Origin of the sequence: Denitrificimonas caeni (assembly GCF_905120345.1) — a bacterium.
GTDB classification, from domain to species: domain Bacteria; phylum Pseudomonadota; class Gammaproteobacteria; order Pseudomonadales; family Pseudomonadaceae; genus Denitrificimonas; species Denitrificimonas caeni_A.
The window spans coordinates 1-20,134 of the sequence record NZ_CAJHOA010000013.1 but is presented as its reverse complement, the minus strand read 5'-3'; the positions used below and the strand labels follow the sequence as shown (position 1 = coordinate 20,134).

18 protein-coding genes are annotated in these 20,134 nt (G+C 48.1%); 12 read left to right on the top strand and 6 right to left on the bottom strand.

Annotated features, from left to right (window positions below):
- Positions 1–319: 319 nt before the first annotated feature.
- The 7 genes from JYJ62_RS15680 to JYJ62_RS15910 all read left to right on the top strand — a co-directional run bounded on the left by JYJ62_RS15680 (position 320) and on the right by JYJ62_RS15910 (position 8,629).
- Positions 320–1,789: an MBL fold metallo-hydrolase RNA specificity domain-containing protein gene (locus tag JYJ62_RS15680; protein ID WP_205343181.1), complete on the top strand. Its 1,470-nt coding sequence runs from the start codon at positions 320–322 to the stop codon at positions 1,787–1,789.
- Positions 1,790–1,910: 121 nt separating this feature from the next.
- A complete protein-coding gene (locus JYJ62_RS15675; protein ID WP_205343182.1) occupies positions 1,911–2,447 on the top strand; it encodes a GspH/FimT family pseudopilin in 537 nt (178 codons plus the stop codon).
- Positions 2,444–2,893, top strand: coding sequence for a type IV pilus modification protein PilV (pilV, locus tag JYJ62_RS15670; RefSeq protein WP_205343180.1), 450 nt, complete (start codon positions 2,444–2,446; stop codon positions 2,891–2,893). The genes JYJ62_RS15675 and pilV (JYJ62_RS15670) overlap by 4 nt, the downstream gene beginning before the upstream one ends.
- Entirely contained in the window at positions 2,890–3,861 is a 972-nt protein-coding gene (locus JYJ62_RS15665; protein ID WP_205343179.1) for a prepilin-type N-terminal cleavage/methylation domain-containing protein, read from the top strand. Before pilV (JYJ62_RS15670) ends, JYJ62_RS15665 begins: the two co-directional genes overlap by 4 nt.
- Positions 3,858–4,448: a pilus assembly PilX family protein gene (locus tag JYJ62_RS15660; protein WP_205343178.1), complete on the top strand. Its 591-nt coding sequence runs from the start codon at positions 3,858–3,860 to the stop codon at positions 4,446–4,448. The genes JYJ62_RS15665 and JYJ62_RS15660 overlap by 4 nt, the downstream gene beginning before the upstream one ends.
- 20 nt (positions 4,449–4,468) lie before the next feature.
- Entirely contained in the window at positions 4,469–8,206 is a 3,738-nt protein-coding gene (locus JYJ62_RS15655; protein ID WP_205343177.1) for a pilus assembly protein, read from the top strand.
- A gap of 3 nt (positions 8,207–8,209) precedes the next feature.
- Positions 8,210–8,629 (top strand): type IV pilin protein, encoded by a 420-nt coding sequence (locus JYJ62_RS15910; RefSeq protein WP_205343176.1) that lies wholly within the window; start codon positions 8,210–8,212, stop codon positions 8,627–8,629.
- Between the two features lie 54 nt (positions 8,630–8,683).
- On the opposite strand, the gene JYJ62_RS15645 is transcribed toward JYJ62_RS15910, so the two are convergent.
- The 4 genes from JYJ62_RS15645 to pilV (JYJ62_RS15630) form a co-directional block, all read right to left on the bottom strand.
- Positions 8,684–10,372 (bottom strand): pilus assembly protein, encoded by a 1,689-nt coding sequence (locus JYJ62_RS15645; RefSeq protein WP_205343175.1) that lies wholly within the window; start codon positions 10,370–10,372, stop codon positions 8,684–8,686.
- Positions 10,373–10,445: 73 nt separating this feature from the next.
- Entirely contained in the window at positions 10,446–11,141 is a 696-nt protein-coding gene (locus JYJ62_RS15640) for a pilus assembly protein PilX (protein WP_205343174.1), read from the bottom strand.
- On the bottom strand, positions 11,138–11,983 hold the full coding sequence (locus tag JYJ62_RS15635; protein ID WP_205343173.1) for a pilus assembly protein PilW: 846 nt from the start codon (positions 11,981–11,983) through the stop codon (positions 11,138–11,140). Before JYJ62_RS15635 ends, JYJ62_RS15640 begins: the two co-directional genes overlap by 4 nt.
- Positions 11,980–12,549 carry a type IV pilus modification protein PilV gene (gene pilV / locus JYJ62_RS15630; protein WP_205343172.1) on the bottom strand — a complete coding sequence of 190 codons (570 nt, stop codon included), beginning with the start codon at positions 12,547–12,549 and terminating at the stop codon, positions 11,980–11,982. Before pilV (JYJ62_RS15630) ends, JYJ62_RS15635 begins: the two co-directional genes overlap by 4 nt.
- 412 nt (positions 12,550–12,961) lie before the next feature.
- Here pilV (JYJ62_RS15630) and JYJ62_RS15625 point away from each other — a divergent pair, with 412 nt between their 5' ends.
- From JYJ62_RS15625 to dksA, 4 genes are all read left to right on the top strand, one after another.
- Positions 12,962–14,143, top strand: coding sequence for a sensor domain-containing diguanylate cyclase (locus JYJ62_RS15625; RefSeq protein WP_205343171.1), 1,182 nt, complete (start codon positions 12,962–12,964; stop codon positions 14,141–14,143).
- An 84-nt stretch (positions 14,144–14,227) separates the two neighbouring features.
- The gene (locus tag JYJ62_RS15620) at positions 14,228–14,725 is read left to right on the top strand and encodes an RDD family protein (RefSeq protein ID WP_205343170.1); all 498 of its coding nucleotides are present in this window, start codon (positions 14,228–14,230) and stop codon (positions 14,723–14,725) included.
- Positions 14,726–15,052: 327 nt separating this feature from the next.
- On the top strand, positions 15,053–16,420 hold the full coding sequence (miaB, locus tag JYJ62_RS15615) for a tRNA (N6-isopentenyl adenosine(37)-C2)-methylthiotransferase MiaB (RefSeq protein ID WP_205343169.1): 1,368 nt from the start codon (positions 15,053–15,055) through the stop codon (positions 16,418–16,420).
- 136 nt (positions 16,421–16,556) lie between these two features.
- Complete coding sequence (gene dksA, locus JYJ62_RS15610; protein WP_205343168.1) at positions 16,557–17,000, top strand: RNA polymerase-binding protein DksA; 444 nt, start codon at positions 16,557–16,559, stop codon at positions 16,998–17,000.
- A gap of 292 nt (positions 17,001–17,292) precedes the next feature.
- Here dksA and JYJ62_RS15605 read toward each other — a convergent pair whose 3' ends face one another.
- Complete coding sequence (locus JYJ62_RS15605) at positions 17,293–18,645, bottom strand: tryptophan--tRNA ligase (protein ID WP_205343167.1); 1,353 nt, start codon at positions 18,643–18,645, stop codon at positions 17,293–17,295.
- Between the two features lie 26 nt (positions 18,646–18,671).
- Positions 18,672–19,301 (bottom strand): alpha/beta hydrolase, encoded by a 630-nt coding sequence (locus JYJ62_RS15600; protein ID WP_205343166.1) that lies wholly within the window; start codon positions 19,299–19,301, stop codon positions 18,672–18,674.
- Positions 19,302–19,453: 152 nt separating this feature from the next.
- Between JYJ62_RS15600 and JYJ62_RS15595 the strand changes: the two genes are divergently transcribed.
- Positions 19,454–19,900, top strand: a complete 447-nt coding sequence (locus tag JYJ62_RS15595; RefSeq protein WP_205343165.1) for a YhcB family protein — start codon at positions 19,454–19,456, stop codon at positions 19,898–19,900.
- Positions 19,901–20,134: the final 234 nt, after the last annotated feature.

The following is a 20,134-nucleotide window of genomic DNA, read 5'->3' as shown; positions in this document are numbered from 1 at the left end:
GATGGGGTGCAGCGCACCCCATCAAGTCAGTGCATTACCTAGGAAACCCCCACTTCTAAAGTGGTGGGTAGTTCATCCTTTCGCTCAGCAAACTGCATATATACACATCACATTGTCGACATAATAGTAGTAACAAGCTGTTGCCCTACCCTGTGTATGCACCCTAGATGCTGCTGGCCCTCTAAAGCCCAGCTCATCACAACCCAGCCGCACGACAGCGTGCGACAGACAGCGAATGCTTCACACTTTACACACAGCGAATTGCACTTTAAAAATTGCAGGCTTTAATGAACGGCTAATCCTGCGATAAGGCCTGACCATGCAAACCTTAGCAAAAGTACTGCATCACGGTGCTAAAAACGGCGTCACCGGCTCGTGTCATCAGATTTTTATTGATGATAACCACAGCTTTCTAGTCGATTGTGGATTATTTCAAGGAGCCGAGACCTCGACAGAAGGTCGTGCCAGTAGCGAGCAACTGCGCATTGAGTTTGATATCTCCAGTGTGCAAGCGCTGATCGTCACCCACGTCCACATTGATCATGTCGGCCGTATTCCTTATTTATTAGCCGCCGGATTTAAGGGGCCAATCATTTGTAGCGAGCCCTCCGCCAAACTGCTACCCATCGTCTTAGAGGATGCTTTTAAATTAGGTGTTAGCCGTGATCAGCACTTGGTTGAGCAGTATATTAAGCTCATCTCCAAGCGCATCATTGCCCTGCCCTACAATCAATGGCTACCGCTGCTGAAAGCGCCCTTGCCAGCTGTCAATATTCGTCTGCAACGGGCCGGCCATATTCTCGGCTCAGCTTATATTGAGTTAGAGATTCAGCAGCCGAAAAGCAGCAAACAACGCGTGGTATTTTCTGGCGATTTAGGCGCGCCTTACGCACCTATTCTATCGGCAGCCAAACCCCCTTACCGCGCCGACTTGCTGATTCTCGAAAGTACCTATGGCGATCGTCTGCACGAGAACCGCCGTGACCGTCGCCAGCACCTGCAAACTGCCATAGAACAGGCGTTACGTGATCAAGGGACCGTGCTGATTCCGGCCTTTAGCATCGGTCGAACTCAAGAATTACTTTATGAACTGGAAGATATTCTCTACCGTAATCAATGCCAAAGTTGCCTAAGCAGCAGCGCACAATTACTGTACGAAAATCAACCGCCTGAGCATCAATCAGTCTGGCATGACATTCCGATTATTCTAGACTCACCACTGGCCAGCCGCTTTACTCAAGCCTACGCACAACTGCAGCCCTTCTGGGACAACGAAGCCCAACTGCGGATTAGCAAAGGTCGCAATCCACTGGATTTTAAGCAACTGATCAGCATAGATCAGCACAGCGATCATCAACGCATGGTGCAGCACCTCGCCGACAGCGCCCGCCCGGCGATTGTGATTGCCGGCGGTGGCATGTGCAGTGGCGGCCGTATCGTCAATTACCTTGAAGCGATGCTCGGCGACCCACGCCACAACGTGCTGTTTGTTGGTTATCAAGCGCAAGGCACACTGGGCAACCAGATTCAAAAGTACGGCCCACACGGCGGCTATGTTGATATCAATCAGCAACGCATCAATATCCGCGCCGAAATCACCACCCTCGGCGGCTACTCCGCTCATGCTGATCAAGCCAGCTTAGTACGTTTTATTACCGGCATGCGCAAATGGCCACAGCAGGTGTGTTTAGTGCATGGTGAAACTGGCGCAAAAACAGCGCTGCAAGAGAAGATTATGAATGCCTATGCTGAAAAGCAGCATAGTGGCGAGGTGGTGATAGCGGAGTGATATAACCAAGCGAAGCAACAGTCGAGACAGCTCGTCCACTCGAAACAACCGATCATCCTGTACAGATTGCTCTTGCCAAACCGTCCCTTTATATTAATCACATAGTATAAGGGGATATAAAATGAGTAATAACAAGGCTTTCACACTGATCGAGCTACTCGTTACTATTAGTGTGGCTGGCATTTTAATAGCGATAGCCGTCCCCTCTTTTAGTCATATGATCATCGGCTATCGACTCAATACGATCAGCGCTGAACTGGCGGAGGTGATTAGTTTTGCTCGATCAGAGTCGATTAAACGTAATAAGACCATCACCTTCTGCCGAGCCGCAACAGAGACTAGCGCGGTATGTGCTGATGGTCAGTTATGGACATACTGGATTATTAAACAAAATGCTAGCGGCACAGCTGAAGATGATGTGATCAAACGTGGCAGCATCAACTCACATAACGCGAGTATTCAAGTGACCACTAAAAACATTACCGGCAGTAAGATCAGCGTCAATACCGACGGCCTCGCCCGCTCCGGTTCAACCCTGCTCAAGGATGCACAAATCAGCGTTTGTGCGACCAGCGGACCCGCTGAATCCATTCGAGTGATCACTCTGGGCGCGGCAAGCCAAGTGTCTATCACGAAAAAAACCGGAGTGTGCTCATGAGCCGTACAGCACTGCCTATGACCTGTATACGCCGCCAGCGTGGCGTTGGCCTGATCGAAGTCTTGATCACCGTATTGGTGCTGGCTGTCGGCTTATTGGGCCTCAGTGCGTTGCAAATATCCTCGCTTAAAAATAATCAAAGCGCGATGCAGCGTTCTCTAGCCGTCGTACAGAGCTACACCATTGTCGAAGCCATTCGCGCAGATACTGAATCAGCCAAACAAGGTCGCTTCAATATCACACTTGATGGTACACCGGGCGAAGGAACCTTTCCGGCTGGGGTGCATACCCTTTGGCGTGCACAACTCAAGCAAAACTTAGGCGAGTCGGCCACCGGCGCGGTCTCCTGCAGCAACATCAAATGCGCTATTACCGTGCAGTGGGATGACAGTCGAGGCAGCCAAGGCAGCGAAATACAACAGATAGTGACCGAGGTATTGCTATGAAACAGACAGCCAATCATTCAGCGTTTTTATTGCAGCGAAGCAACACAGGCTTTGCTCTCATTGAGTTAATGATTGCTATGACGCTGGGGCTCGTACTGATTGGCGCCGCAACTGGGATCATGCTGTCTAACACGCAAAGTTTTCGCAGCAATAAAAGCCTTGCACAAATACAAGACAGCGCCAGATTAGGCTTTGAACTGATGGCTCGTGATATTCGCCAAGCCGGCTCAATACCTTGTGGCAATGATATAAACCTTACCAATATTGTTATAGATAACCCTTGGTATCTGGATTGGCCAGCAGGATCAAAAGGGCAGCTGATTGGTTATGCGGGGACAAGTATAACAACCCCATCGGGCCTGACTAATAGAGTTGCAGGGACCGAAGCATTATCCATTTTGTATGTCGACAATGTCGGCTCAAGCGTCGAGTTAACAGCAGCCGGTACTCATATTTACACTCTTAACAAAGTCAACAATAACTTTAAATCTGATGATGTAGTTGTTGTCTGCGATGCGAAAAACGGCACGCTATTTAAAGCCAAAGTAGAGAACAAAAGCAGCAAGATGACTGTTGCAGCAGCCTCACAATTCAACAGCAGTACCCTCCCTGGCATTTTTGAGAAGCACTCAGTGATGGGTAAGCTTAAAAGTCGTGCTTGGTATATTGGGACCAACCAGCAAGGAGGGCGCTCGCTCTACCTAGCCGAACTGAACGGCTCAAAACTAGATATTATCGAAATAGCTGCTGGAGTGAGTGACTTGAAGCTTCTCTATCGGCTCAATGACACTGCAGACTTTAAAACCACCGCAGAGATTAATGACCATTGGCCGCAAGTCAATGCGATAGAGGTTTCGCTTGAACTGCTCGGCCAAGAGCAGAATGTATCAACGAATCACAACACTGACTCAGGTCGGTTTAAGCGTAGTTTCACTAGCATTGTCGCGCTGAGGAATCGAATCCTATGAAGAACTTAAACTCTAGTGTTCTACGGCAATACGGCGCAGCACTGCCTATAGCGCTTATTATGCTGCTTATTTCGACAATGGTTGGCCTCGCGGCAATCCGATCGGCCACCAACCAAGAAAAAATGAGCGCCAATATGTATGACCGCTCGCTAGCCTACCAAGCAGCCGAAGCAGCCCTGCGAGCAGCAGAGAATAAAATACTCAGTTCTGATCCCCAGTCAGTCGGTAAAGACTGCATACAGAGCAGCCAAAATGGTGTTGCAGTTGCTAGCTGTCCAACAATACCTGAGCACACATTTACTGGTGCAGGAAGCAATTGGGAGACGGTTACAAACGCAGGGTTCGATGTAAACACAACAAAGCGAGGCGATAACTCTCCACCGCAATACTATATTGAGCGCGTCGGTATCGTTGGCGGTACCGATGAACTGGGCACGGGCAGTAGTGCCAATTGTGATAATTATGCCGGTTGTGACCAAACCTCACCGACAGCCATGCTCTACCGAGTTACCGCGCGCAGCAGTCAACCCTCTGCAAATGCTCGTGCCATTGTGGTTCTGCAATCTAACGTTAAACAGAATTTATAAGCTTGATAAGGATAATAGCCATGAGCAAGATATTTTCAAAAGGATTGCTGTCCCAAGTCTTAGTCTTTCTGGGAACAACTCTTCTGGTGGGCGGTAGCGCAATAGCTGCTATTCCGATTGACCAGCAGCCCTTACTGGTCGCCAAACCGGTGCCAGGAAACATGGCGATTATTGGCTCGTTTGAATTCCCGACGATGGTGACAAGAGCGTACAACACAGCAGCGTATACAGAGTCGACTGACTATGTGGGCTACTTTAATAACAACCGGTGTTATGAATATATTTATGACGATGAGGAGCCAAAGCGCCACTTTTCTCCAGTCGCTAAAACAGGTAAAAACTGTTCAAGTAATGATAAATATTGGAGCGGAAACTTTTTAAACTGGGCATCAATGCAGTCAATCGATATATTTCGGCATGTATTGACTGGCGGACACCGTTCTATCGATACAACCAATACAACACTTCTTGAAAAAGGTGTGCAAACGGGTCAAGGTAACAGCGGATCTAACTTTAAAGATGGATTACTGAACAATACTTCAAGCATAGTACAAATAACACCAGTAAAAGCAGGGACTAATGATAATCCTGCGTGGACTTCTTTTTATTCTCGGGTAGGACAAGACAACTATGCGATGAAAAGCACTCTAAAGTTTAGTCAACAGAGTAACTTGTCTACAACAAACCCTACGCCATACAACCCAGCCATACATAGTCTAAACAACACAAAAAACGGATGGTGGCCGTATAGAGTTAATTATGAAAATACAGTTTATGAAGTTTCTATTCGAGTAAAAGTTTGCGCGCCCGGTATGGAAGAAGACAACTGTCAAAAATACCCAAATAATAAATACAAGCCAACGGGGCTGATTCAAGAGTACGCAGAGAAGATGCGTTACTCTGCATTTGGTTATTTAAACGACAACTCAAACACCGGAACTTATGGGAAAAACAGAAACCGTAAAGGCGGGATTATGCATGCGCGGATGAAGTATGTTGGCCCTAACCGCGTCACCGATGCAAACACAGAGACAGTCAACACTAATCGTGAGTGGGATGCTACAACCGGGATTTTCGTATTAAACCCTGACCCAACTGACGCTGCCGCAACACCTTTCGGAGCCACTAAAGTCACTCATAGTGGCGTCATAAGTTACATCAACCGTAGCGGACATATTGTCTCGGGTACTGAGTTCAAACGTTTTGATAACGTCAGCGAGTTATTTTATACAGCGTACCGATATATGAAGGGGTTACCCAATATCGCTGCTTATACCGACGTTTCTGATAAATCAGGTGTAGCTAAAGATAAGTTAATCGGTGGTATACCAGTCATTAGTGACTGGAGAAATGCTACAGGTAATATAGATAGCCCTATCCAATTCTCTTGTCAAAAAAACTTTATTTTAGGCATCGGCGACACTAATACGCATAACGACTCTAAGTTTGTTGATGATGGAAAAGCTGACGATCTATTTCTGCAAGATAAGCGATTTGACGATCTACGCACTAATATGCACAATCGTGAAAAAGCGGATGGTAATACAGTCAATGTTAGCGGTGATGAAAGGACAGACTATATTGCTGTACTGGCCTATGACGCTCATACCGCAGATTTACGCCCTGATATGCCAGGAAAACAAACAGCCTCCACATACTGGATTGATATTTTAGAAGGCGCGTTAAAGAACAGATCTACAAACGCTTATTGGTTAACAGCCAAGTATGGTGGTTTTAAAGTACCAGAGACATTTGATCGTACGGCTAAAACGCCTCTTAATGATTCTTTATGGTGGACTTCTGGTGATAAACTACCCAGCACCAATGATAAACGCCCCGATAATTTCTATATTGTGGATAAAGCTCAAGATCTAATCGATGGTTTAGTCCAAGCCTTTGCTAACATCCAACTTGAACAAACAGGTAACCGTGCTTCATTGACCTTAAACTCTACTCAACTAGAAGAGGGCTCAATGACTTTCCAAGCGCGCTATATCAGTGGCGTATGGACGGGTAATATATTTGGCTATGATATTAACAAAACCACTGGCGCACTGAGTTCTGAACCCAAGTGGAATGCTGAAAGTAAACTTCCTGCAGCCGATAGTCGTAAGGTTTATATTGACAGTGGTGGTTTAAAACTATTTAAGACAGTAGGCAAAAACCTTACCGATTTTGATCAAGATAAAGTCAACTACTTACTGGGCAATCGAAGCAAAGAAACGGATGGCACCTTCCGTGCTCGTCAAGGCATCTTAGGCGATTTCGTCAACTCGCAACCTATCTATGTCGCCAAGCCCAGACTTGATATTTTCAATGACAAATCTTTCGCTGGCTCAAGCTCTTATCTTCAGTGGGCGAAGAGTGCTGCCATTGCCAACAGAACACCCACTGTTTATATCGGCGGTAACGATGGCATGCTGCATGGTTTCAGAACAGACACAGGTGTCGAGACCTTTGCCTTTATCCCTAAAACAGTCGTAGAAAACGGCCTTTCTGAACTCACTGATAAAAACTACGAACACCGTTACTTTGTTGACGGAGAAATAACAGTCGGCGATGCCTATATTAATGGTGGTTGGAAATCTGTTTTGATCGGTACTCTGGGTGCCGGCGGAGTAGCAAAAGACCGTAAGACCACTAATAACGCGGTATTTGCTTTGGATATTACCAATCCTAACGACGTCAAATTTCTTTGGGAAAAAAGCTCTGCGGATATACCTGATTTAGGCGTCAACCTCGGCAAACCAGTGATCATTCAGGACACTAGCCAGGCATGGAAAGTCGTCTTAGGTAATGGCCCCAATAGCACAGCAGGCAAGGCCAGCCTGATCAGTATTGATCTTGCTAGCGGCACATCATCGACCCTTGAGCTATCCACAGCTACGAATAACGGTCTGTCCTCAGTGCGAGCTTGGGATAGTACTGGCGACGGCCTCACCGATACGATTTATGCTGGTGATCTGCAAGGCGGTGTTTGGAAAATAACCAAGCTCATCAACAAAGTAAAACTTTTTACCGCTAAAGATCCATCTGGCACACCTCAACCCATCACTGCGACTCCCTTAGTCGGTAAGTCACCTTACGATAAAACCACTTGGCTGTTCTTCGGCACAGGCCAATATCTCAGCACCAACGACCTCGGCAATAAACAAGTGCAGAGTTGGTATGGCATCAAAGATAATGGTAGCAATGACAAGCAACGCAGCAGTCTCCTCGAACGCAAAATCCTCGCTGAGCAGGACATCACGACGCCCGGAGGCACTCAAACAGCGCGGGTAATACAAGAAGGTACTCGCGAAGACTTAATCAGTAAGCAAGGCTGGTATATCGACCTTTACCGCATCGTCAATAACTCGCCTACAGCATTGGGTGAGCGCATGATCACGCAAAACCAGTTTCAAGGTAGCGCACTGATCAGTAATACCCGTATTCCCGATGCAACCGACCCTTGTGCACCCAGTGGTGTCGGCATGATTATGTCAATCAACCCCTTTACCGGAGCGCGACTGTCAGATGCCTACTTTGACTTCAATAACGATGGTTTGATCAATAACGCTGACTTAATTACGGTTAACGGCATTAAAACTGTTGCTTCAGGTATTGGCTTTGAAACAGGCTTTAGTAACCCGTCATTTTTAGGTGACAAAATGTATATCCCCACGGACGAAGGCACTATTCGTGAATTTAATATCCAGCCTTATGCATCCGTTATCGGCCGCACCTCATGGCGCGAATTAATCAATACAGAGGACTGATTCATGTTGAGTAAAACGTTACTAAAAAAGAGCCAGCTTGGCTTTACCCTGATTGAGATGATGATCGTTGTCGCCATAATCGGAATACTGGCAGCGATTGCCTACCCTTCTTATACTCAATACATTACACGTACCTACCGTGATAGCGCCAAAGCCTGCTTGTCCGAGCACGTGCAGTACATGGAGCGCTCTTACACCTCTGATCTAGCCTATCCGCTCACTCTTCCGGTACTCGGTTGTGCTACCGCGAGTAGCTTAGACAGTCGTTATACCTTTAGTCTTGAGAAGGCAACGTCAAGCAAAAGCACTTACAAAGTTCTGGCAACACCAATAGGTGCGCAACTCGCAAGTGATAAGCAATGCGCCACGCTCTCAATTAACCATAAGGGTCAACGCACACCCAGTACTGCGGGTTGTTGGTAATAGGCGATTACCAACCGAAGGTGCCCCATACTGATAGGTGGGGCAACCGAGGGCCTAAGGTTCAGAAATCATCCGCCACGACTGACGCCCCATTGACTGCGCTGGCGGTGCAATCAGTTCCTGATCATCGCGGGTGCGAACAACCAAGCCTTGCTCGATGTGACCCAGATCGACAGCGCCCTGCCCAGCAAACTTTATCGCTGAGGCAATGCCCGCCTCAGCTGTTTGTGTCTCAAACGCATGATGCATCAACGCCCCACCGCTCGCCGGATTAATGGCATACAGCCAGTGGCTGGCGGCAGTCACACAAGGGTCGGCACTTGGCACGAGCGTCTGCACTAGCAACATAGAGCCAACAGTGCGCATATTCTCCACCAGCATTTCACCATCTGGGAAATCGAGACGCCAGCCACGCTGTTTAACAGCTTTAGTCCGGTCAAAATCAACATACCATTCAACAAGGTTATTACTGATCACACGTGCTTCGCGTTGTTGCCCAGACTTTTGAGCGATACCGATGCTGGCACTGGTAATGCTTTGCAATGCGAGTTGATCATCGCTAACAGTGTCGGTAACCGTCATTTCTGCTGAGGTTTTCATATCCCAAATGGCATAGAGACTGTGCACCGAGGATTCGTCTGCTCGAACGGTGCTTGCAAAAGTCGAACCCGTCCCAAACAGCACCAGATAGCCTTTGCCTGTAGGGTGTGGGACTAAGCTCGGCGCGGCAATAATCGGCTGGCGTACAGCCTCTGCCGCAGCTCTAGCGATAAACATCGGGCTGCCCGCATAAGAAACGGCGAATCGAGCACTACTGCCGGAGCCCGTACCGTAACTGGCATGCAGTGGCGCTGTGAGTTGTGCCGAAACAGCAGCATCGCCAAGCAAATCAAAACGCCAGAGATTGCCATGCAGATCACCGACATAGGCATAATCAGCAATACCATCGCCGTCATAGTCAGCCAAACGTGGCGACGATAAAGCATTGGCTTTTGCTAAAGCGCTTTGCACCTCTAAACGCTTAATCAGCGAACCACTCATGGCATCAATAATGTGTAAAGCCGCCGTACCATTATCAGCATCCTGTGCTTGAGAGTCATAACCAGTGATCACCGCCCACCGACCATTATGCAAGCGGGCAATGCTCGGCTGTGGAAAACGGTAATCCAAAGGCTCTTCTAGCTCTGTCAATACTTCTGTGCTTTCATCCAACTCCCACAGCGTTTGAATCGCATCCGGATGAGTAATGTCCAGCGCAAACAAACCTTGACTGGTAACCCCTGAGCGACCCACTAAAATCGTACGCCACTGCGCGCCGTCATAAATATCAGCAACAACCGGCGCCGCAACAGGATAATGCTGATAGCGCTGAGCAACCGATGATGCAAACACTGTCGCAGCTGGAGTAAAGGTAAACCTCTGCTCTCCCGTCAGCGTATCCAGCGCATACAAGCGGCCATCATCACCACTGTAATACTGCTGACTGCGGCGATTAGCAATGCGCGCCATATAGTGACTGTAAGCGCTATTGCCCTCTAATTGATTGGCAGCACCTTGCAAATAACGTGCAGCAGCAACGGTCACCCGCGCTGATGCCAACAACGATGCAGTGTCACACTGCGTCGGCGATATATCGCTTGTAGGCTCAACAATCACGGTGCTAACAGCGGACTCGGTTTTAGCTGTATCAAGCTCATGTAGAGCCTCCTCCTGTTGAGCAAGTACAGCGAGGGACGGAGTCAATAACCCCGCTGCCGACAACCAAAAAACTATAAATCGGAGAGATCTTAGACAGTGCTTGAACCTCGGCATAACATCACCTTCCGTTATTAAGTCCTAGGTGAATCACAGCAACCGTGGATTGGGCAGCCACAGTATCTTCTGCTTGCGCAGTGACCAAATAGTAGAAGGTGCCTTTGCCTTCTAATGCCGCACCATACTCAGGATTGAGTGTTTGTTTTGCAGCAGACTCTGAGCTGATGCGATAGCTATTCCAGTAGGCATATTTGTCATTAGCCGCGACAAAATAATGCGCGGTTTGCGCGTCAAGACCACGATATGGCATCCAAGCAACAACAGCATTGGCTGCAGCCGCCTGTACTGCTAAGCCGGTTTTATTGGCGTACTCAGCGGTATAACTATTACTTGTTTTAAAAAAACGAATAGGCGCTGAAAAAAAGTCCTGCAGTTGCTCATTGCTCATCTCGAGTAATAGACAGGGGCGATGCTGTCCATCCACATCAAGCGTATTGGCTTTAACACAGTTGCGAGCCAGATCAGGCTCTAACTTGTCGCGCAAATGAGCGTCCCCATACAGACGAAACTCGCCTTCACGCAACGCCGCTTCGACGAGATGAGCTAACTGAGTATCCTCAAGACGCGCAGCGGTAATACGCGTTTCAAGATTCACATCGCGCATACTGCTCAGCGCCAGTAAGGTCAGCACCAGCAGCATGATCAGCGCAATCATCAGCACTGCACCCTGCTGCTTATGCGTTTTATAATTGCTCATGGCATCATATTCCTTAACGCCTGTGTGCTCATAACAACCTGATAAAGCTGCTTTTTATCTTGTGCGATTAAGCGTGTTTTACTCGTAGCGCTAGCGGCCGCAAGCCATTGTTTATATGCTTTAGACTCACCATCACGTTGATTACTGCGACTGGCTGCTAGCACTGAATAGCGCACAACACGAATAGGGCTGTCGCGCTCACTCCAGCGCTCAGCAGTGTTAAAAGGCATTGAGTGGCTGAGTCGTTTTTCATCGACCTGCCCCGTGCCAAACTCAACTCTCATATCAGCCAGTCCCGTCAGCAACTGCACATTACTATTTTTGCTAATACACCTTAGTGCGCCTTCATTCGCCTCTTGGCTATGCGGCTCAAATAAAACGGCGATATAAACTGTTTCAGCTTTTTCCGGATAAATAAACGCAGTGGGCTGTACTAACCCAGCCATACTGCCATCACAGATAAACTCACCCTTTACAGCCGGCTGATAACGTAAACAAAATCCAGTTTGTCCAGAGCCTGCGGCAACTTTAACTTTGCTGATCACACTCTTCTCTGCAAAAGTCTCACAGTGTTTATTTAATGCTGTGCTTTCAGGAAAAGCGTCACTGACTGGCTGATATGGCGCGCGTCGATAGCCTGCTTTGCTGAGCAGTTCATCGAGGATCAATACCGCGAAACGACTATTTTCCAAGTTAGCCGACTGGCTCTGCTGAAAGATATAATTGCGTTTATGATCAAGATAAATCTGGCTTAAGCCAATAATTAAAAAACCACTCATTGCCAAAGCAATCAATAACTCAATCATCGACAATCCAGCCTGCTGATCGCCGAACTTATTCATAACTCAATCCAGGTGCTATAGGTACACAACGAGCTCTCAAGGTCATCCATACACTCGCCTGGCTTTACTCGCCAAGCCAGTTGTAACTCTAGACTGGCGCCGTGATAATCAGAACCAGCACACTGCCCTATTTTAAAACTTGGGCACAATTTGAATGCGCTTTTAATCTCAGGATCTTGACTGCCCGGCAAAGACGCTTCGACCGCTTTTAACCAGCAATGTGCTTGTTCGGATGCGCTTTGTGGCAGCGACGCCGCAGGACAGCTTTGTGCATTGAGTTTGAGTGTGCCATCACTATCATAAAGAGCTGTTGAAGACTTCAGCTGCGTATACGCCTGTGCCTGTGGCGGCTTGTTATTAAAAAACTCATCACGATGCGCGCGCATAATCCCGCTCAACTCATTGGCCAAAGTGACAGCTAAATTACGATTGACCGCATGCTGAGTGTACTGAATACTTTTACCTTGTAGAGTCAACATGCCCAGAATCCCGACATTGAGCAGGACAAGGGTGACTAGCACCTCAATTAAGCTAAAGCCTTGGCAGTTTTCTCTCGTACGCGCCATAGTGTGTAACATCCTTGTTAACCAACTTTATCTTTATAACGGTATATGCTTGCTTCACTACATGTTGGAAGCTCCTATACATAACAGCGTAGATGGTCAAGCCAGCCGATGATGCGCTGGCTTATTAAAGTGTGATGCCATGCACAATTTAAGGCGTCGACAGTGCGGATAAACGCGCGATGATATTTTACTTAAATTGGTCAAAGGTTAACGTCAGTACAACGCAACGCGTTGTGATATCAAAACAATGGCACTTTTAGTGACTCAGCTTATTCTCTTTGCATCACAAGCACCCTACAATGCAGCACTTATGCCAAATGGAGCAGTTTTGATCGGTTATCAGCGGACTGCTTTGTGATAACAACAGTCGTTATGCTCAACACTGTTTCTTCGACCCAAGGTTATAAAAACAATGTCGAAATTTTTAGATTTTATTTCTCAACGTTTAGTTAATTTCTTACCCAATGAATTAAACGCGCAAGAGCTGTCGCAACTGCTCTGGCCACGTAACCACTCATTGTTACTCAGCCGACGTCGCGCCACGATGATCGTTAATCGGGTGCGCTTTTTCGCCATGTTATTTACCCTGTTAACTCCGCTCTGGGGCGTGATTGACATCATCGTTTTCAGTCCATCGTTGTGGGTTAAATTAGCGTTGTTGCGCCTGATAACCACTGCAGCTTTTGCCGCGTTACTGATCTTTTATCGTCCCAACGGCAGTTTGTTTGATGCGTATCGAGCTATCGCTATTTTGTTTCTTATTCCGACACTCTTTTATATAGCCTCGCACTCACTTCTTTCTAATTATGAACTCACCAACCTCTCCGCGGCAGTTGCATCAGGCTATGCATTTCTGCCCTTTTTGCTGATGGCGGGATTGGCGATTTTCCCTTTGAGTTTTGCCGAAAGCCTGTCGTTAGCCGGCACTCTATTGATCGCTCAAGGTTTAGCCGGTTATCTGAACTGGTCCACCTTAAACTGGCCATCATTTGCCGGTGGTTTTTGGTTACTCATTTTGATTGCTGGCGTGACCACCCTGGCCAGCGCCAGCCAATTGGCATTTATGATCACCCTTGTGCGCCAAGCCATTCATGACCCGCTCACCGGCATTTTTTCTCGTGGAAGTGGCAAGGAAATTATCAATATGCAGTGGGCCGGCGCCAAACGTAATAATCAGCCACTGGCGCTGGCCTTTATTGATTTAGACCACTTCAAAGAAGTGAACGACAATTTTGGCCATGAAGCAGGCGACAATACCCTGCGCCAATTTGCAGCAGAGCTGGGTAAGAACTTACGCGATTCAGACAGTTTGCTGCGCTGGGGTGGCGAAGAGTTTTTAATCGTGATGCCGATGACCAGCATAGATCAAGCTTTACAAGCCATGCAGCGGATGCAAAAAGTCGGCTTCGGCACTCGTCCTGACGGCGTACCGCTGACCGCCAGTATTGGTCTCGCTGAGCGTATTAATGACAATCTGCAAGACCCTGAGCAGCTGTTAGCTCTGGCTGATAACCGCATGTACCAAGCCAAACAAGCGGGTCGCAACCGAGTCTGTGCAACAGAGCTTCCAGATCAAGCTATCGCTCCAAATTAAACCACAGGCAAAACACAATAAATTCGCGCCAGTGCGAGGCTATGGTTACAATACCGCACCCTACATTTTTGGTACCTTACGGTTATGTCCAAGCAACTTCTACAGCCCAAAGGCAACTTCCCTAAAGCAAGTCTGTGGAAGCGCATCGCCGCCATTTTCTATGATTTTATGCTCTGTATTGCCTTGGTCATGGTGATTACGATGCTTTATCAACAAGGTATTTTGCGCTTAATCTACGGCTCAGAAGCTCTGCAAGCGATGGCCGACAGCAAAATGCTCGACATCGACCCAGTGCTCTCGACTCTTTTATTTTTTTCGGTTTTTGCTTTCTTTGCAAAATTCTGGACTCACGGTGGGCAAACGCTGGGCATGCAAGTGTGGAACATTCGCGTACAAAATGCTGACGGCACGGCCATCGATCTCTGGCAAGCACTGCTGCGTTTCCTTATTTCTCTCTTTGCTTGGCTGCCCGCCGGTCTTGGCTTTTGGTGGATGCTCTTCGACAAACAACAACGTACGTGGTCGGATATCTACTCAGGCAGCGATATTGTGCAACTACCGAAGAATATTCATAAAAAATAAGCACTTTAAGGCCTTTGCTTAACCCTGCTGCTAATTTGTGCAGCACGGTGTCTATGCTGAACTGTGCCCCTCTCGGCAATAACGCCGCTGAGCAATGCGTATCTCGGCGTTAGTGTGATTCACGCAGCCATGGATAGTGCAGCGCCGTCGTTGAGCCGCGGACGGGTTCGTCGACGGAAAAACCTATACGCAGAAACACCACAGGCAGCAGCCCCCGCAGCCCGATAAAAGCACGATTCACCACGAAATGACCAAATAGGTTTGCGCCCTACCCATTGCTCTTCCATAATATGCGACTAATGTAGTTCTCTGTAGGCGCGTTATCCCATGGCTAAAAAATTATATATCGAAACCCACGGCTGCCAAATGAACGAGTATGACAGCTCGCGCATGGTGGATTTACTGGGCGAAAATCAAGCCATGGAAATCACCAGCGACGCTGCCGACGCCGATTTGATCGTGCTTAACACCTGTTCGATTCGTGAGCGCGCGCAAGACAAAGTGTATTCACAACTGGGTCGTTGGCGCGAACTGAAAATTGCTAACCCCAACCTGATCATCAGTGTAGGCGGTTGTGTGGCCAGCCAAGAAGGCGCAGCGATTCGCGAACGCGCACCCTATGTTGACGTGGTCTTTGGTCCGCAAACCCTACACCGCCTCTCCGATATGATTGATGCGGCACGCAGTACCGGCAAGGCGCAGGTCGATGTGTCCTTCCCAGAAATCGAAAAATTCGATAACCTTCCTGAGCCACGTATCGACGGCCCCACTGCTTATGTTTCAGTGATGGAAGGCTGCAGCAAATATTGCAGCTTCTGCGTGGTTCCCTACACCCGTGGTGAAGAAGTCAGCCGTCCGTTAAAAGACGTCCTCAAAGAAATACGCCACCTCGCTGAACATGGCGTACGCGAAGTCACCTTACTCGGGCAAAACGTTAACGGCTACCGTGGTAGCACCGACAACGAAGGAATCGCTGATTTTGCTGAACTGATCCGTCTTGTCGCTGAAATTGACGGGATTGATCGCATTCGTTATATGACCTCGCATCCCTTAGAGTTCTCCGACTCCCTGATTGATGCGCACGCTAATATTCCTAAGCTGGCCAAATACCTGCACTTACCTGTGCAATCCGGTTCCGACCGCATTTTGGCGGCGATGAAACGCAACCACACCGCACTGGAATACAAATCACGGATTCGTAAACTAAAAGCCGCCGTGCCTGATATTTTAATCAGCTCCGACTTTATTATTGGTTTCCCTGGCGAAACCGAAAAAGACTTTGAGCAAACCATGCAACTGGTCGCTGACGTTGATTTTGACTTTTCATTCTCCTTTCTATACAGCGCCCGCCCAGGCACGCCTGCTGCAGAACTGCCCGACAACACCAGTGACGAGATTAAAAAACAACGTCTGAATATTTTACAAGATCGTCTCAGACAACAAGGCTTTGCCCACAGCCGTCGTATGGCGGGCACGGTACAACGTGTTTTAGTCACCGATTACTCGAAAAAAGACCCTGGTTTTTTACAAGGCCGTAACGAAAATAACCGTATTGTTTATTTCCGCAGTAATAATCCTGCTTTAATTGGTCAGTTTGTCGATATACAAGTTGAAGAAGCCAAACCCTTTACCCTGCATGGCACGCTGATTGAGTCATCTCTGCAGCGACTTAACAACAATCAGGCGGGAAATTAATGCTGCAACTGTAAATAAAAGTAGCGCTACGCCTTAGCTTCTGGTATGTTCGCCCGCTTGTGAGCGTAGAGGTGTGTTTCGGGCGACCGTTTCACATCGATTGCGCAGTGATTTTGAGTGTTTAAGAGGCGGATATATGCCCAATAAAGCAGAAAACCAAAGCAGCCAATTACTCCGTGCTTTTGTTCCTTATGAGGAAGCTAAGGACGAAGAGTATATGAGCGAAAAAATGCGCGCTCACTTCACTAACATCCTCAATATCTGGAAAAAGGAATTGATGGAAGAAGTGGATCGCACTGTTAACTACATGCAGGATGAAGCAGCAAACTTCCCTGATCCAGCCGACCGCGCCAGCCAAGAAGAAGAGTTCAGCCTTGAACTGCGCACTCGTGATCGCGAGCGTAAGCTGATTAAGAAAATTGATGAGACCATCGGCCTCATTGAAGAAGATGATTACGGCTGGTGTGATGCCTGCGGCGTAGAAATCGGCATTCGCCGTCTCGAAGCCCGCCCAACCGCCACTCTGTGCATCGACTGCAAAACATTAGCAGAAATCAAAGAGAAGCAAATGGGCTCATAATGCCCTAACGTTACCGCAAAAACGGAGCTTACAAGGCTCCGTTTTTTTATGCCTGATGTAAAACCTTGCCTACAGAACGCGCAAGGATTACACCTTAGCTTAAACGCTGGTCATGCCTGCGACTAACGAGCAAACACCCTTAAATAACGCTAGATTCGATGGGTGCTGGCGAAGTGATCTGGCGCTGATAGGCTGCGATCGCCGGTATGACCCGCTCCGACAAAAGTACTCTCGCAGCCGATATTATCATTAGTAAACAGACACCGTTATAGCGCTCTAGCGCACATCACCGTTAATCTGCGGCATCGCTATTCAAAGCACTGCGTAACTCAGCCAGCGCCGCATCACAGGCCGCATCCGTGGCATATTTTGGGCTTTGCGCGATGCAGTCATCATCCAACCAAATACTTAACTGCTGCTCGACCTGGCGCACATCTAAAGCGTCTTGCGCGGTTTGCAAATGTTTAGTTGCCATCCCTGCTGCACGGCCATCGGCAAAAGCTTTCGACAAGAGCAAATCTTCGCCCTTGCTGTTTAGGATACGGAAACGAAAACCTTCGTCATCTCGAAAACTCACGACACGGCTGGTTTTTTTAGCTTTTTTCTTACCCGCAGTCAGATCCGCACCTTGCACAGCAAAACTGCGTAAGCCCATTGACTCACGTAACTGTTGCAAGAATGGCTCTGCCACTTTGCGCGCCTTGACCGCACCGGCCTGCAAGATATCTTCCAGCTCGCTGGGCTTCGCCATCAGCGCATGATAACGCTCACGTGGCTCAGCCAATTGTTCATCCAACAACGTAAATAAACGCTGCTTAGCATCACCCCAGGCTAAACCAGCCTCGAGATCTGCCCGCATCGCAGCTTGCTCAGTACGATTAGAAAAGGCTTGATAAAGAGTGTACAGATGCGAACTGTCTGGATCTTTCGCTTCACCGGGCAGTTTCGAGTCGGTCACAATGCGTGAAATCGCACTTTTTAATTCTTTACTGGAAGAAAACAGCGGAATGGTATTGTCGTAACTTTTCGACATTTTACGACCATCTAAACCCGGTAAAGTGGCGACATCATCCTCAATCACCGCTTCCGGTAAAGTGAATAACTCGCGACCCTGACCAAATAAATGGTTAAAACGTTGACCAATATCACGGGCCATTTCCACGTGCTGAATTTGGTCACGACCGACTGGAACTTTATGCGCGTTAAAAATTAAAATATCCGCGGCCATCAAAACTGGGTAACTGAATAAACCCATAGTGATACCGGCATCCGCATCCAGGCCAGCGGCTTCGTTTTGCTCGACCGAGGCTTTATAGGCGTGCGCACGATTGAGCAGACCTTTCGCAGCAACACAGGTCAACATCCACGTCAGCTCAGGAATCTCCGGAATATCCGACTGACGATAGAACGTTGCGCGTTCGGTATCCAAGCCACCGGCCAGCCAGGTTGCAGCAATTTCTAAACGTGAGCGCTGGATGCGCGCTGGGTCATCACATTTAATCAGCGCATGGTAATCGGCTAAAAAATAAAATGACTCAACATTATCAGCATGACTCGCAGCAATCGCTGGACGAATCGCGCCCGCATAATTACCCAAGTGCGGGGTGCCGGTGGTGGTAATTCCAGTTAAAATTCTTGTGCTCATTAGATCTTAATCACTTCTACAAAAAATTAAAGGCGCTCGGCGACCAGCTGTTTTAGCTCAGGCAGGCGGCCATGGAAAAAGTGTCCACATTCTGCCACTTTTAACAGCTCATGTGGCTGAGTTAATGTTGCAGACCACTGATAAACCAGTTCAGGCGCAATCACTTCATCGTCTTCCGGCTGAATCAGGGTTAAACGACAGTGTTGCGCCAGCGCATGCTCATGATCAAAACGCATCGCCGCTGGTGCCACTAAAAACACCTGAGCGACCTCAACGCCGGCCTGCTCAAGACGCCCGGATAAACTGCCGGCAACAAAACCACCAAAAGAAAAGCCCAATAAATACACCGGCAAACCGGGATGCTGTGCTTGCAGCCACGCCAGTGCGGCTTGCGCATCATCCACTTCACCGCTGCGCATATCATGCTCGCCAGCACTTTTACCGGTACCACGGTAATTAAAGCGCAGAGTGGCTAAACCGCTGTCACGCGCAGTACGCTGCAAGGTCGATACCACTTTATTAAGCATGGTACCGCCCTGACTGGGGTTTGGATGGCAAATTAAAGCGATACCCCGCGCCTCAGCAACCGCTAAATGCAAGGCTTCTAAGGCGCCGACAGGGCCATCAATCATTACAGGATTTTCACGCGCTAACAAAAAGGACTCCGTGACCCCCACTGGGGTAAATTCGTCTAGTGGAAAGTATTGTCAATAAAGTTGATACTGTCACACATAGGAGCCTGCTCGACGCTGTACAGAACAGGCATAAGTGGTTAACGTAAAGCAAAGCCGTTTAAAGAGGAAGTCTAGTGGAACAATCACTCCCCATCTGGTTAATCCCGACACTCACCTTAGTGGGTGGAATTATTATCGGTGTTATTTTAGCACGCGTATTGCAACGTACAGCACCTGGACAGACTCAACGTCAATTGGATGAACTCCAAGAGCGCTTTGACAGCTACCAAAGTGAAGTGGTTACGCACTTTAATACCACGGCAAACCTGGTTAAAAAACTCACGCAAAACTACCAAGATGTGCAAGAGCATTTATCTGTCGGCGCTGAGCGTTTAGCGTTAGATGAGGTTACTCGTGAGCGTTTAATGGCCAGTTTAGTGGATGATACCAAGCCACGTGAGCGCATTAGAGCGCCGCAAGACAGTCAATTTGATATCGCGACAGAGCCACCACGCGACTATGCACAGAAAAAAGAAGGCGACCCAAGCATGCTCGCCGAAGGTTACGGTCTGAAGCGTTAAGCTCAGTGCTAGAAAAAAGGAGCCTTCGGGCTCCTTTTTTATGTCAGCGCTAAATATTTAGGATAGATCACCGGTGTGCCTATTAGGCAGCGCAATTATTGTAATCGCGCTTAACAGGTTTTGTGCGATTCAGCGGCACTTACCGTTGTTAGGCAAACGAGACTGTAATTAAATCTGTGTAACTGTTTATCATTGACCCCTAACGGGAAGGATAGACAGACGATGAACAAAAAA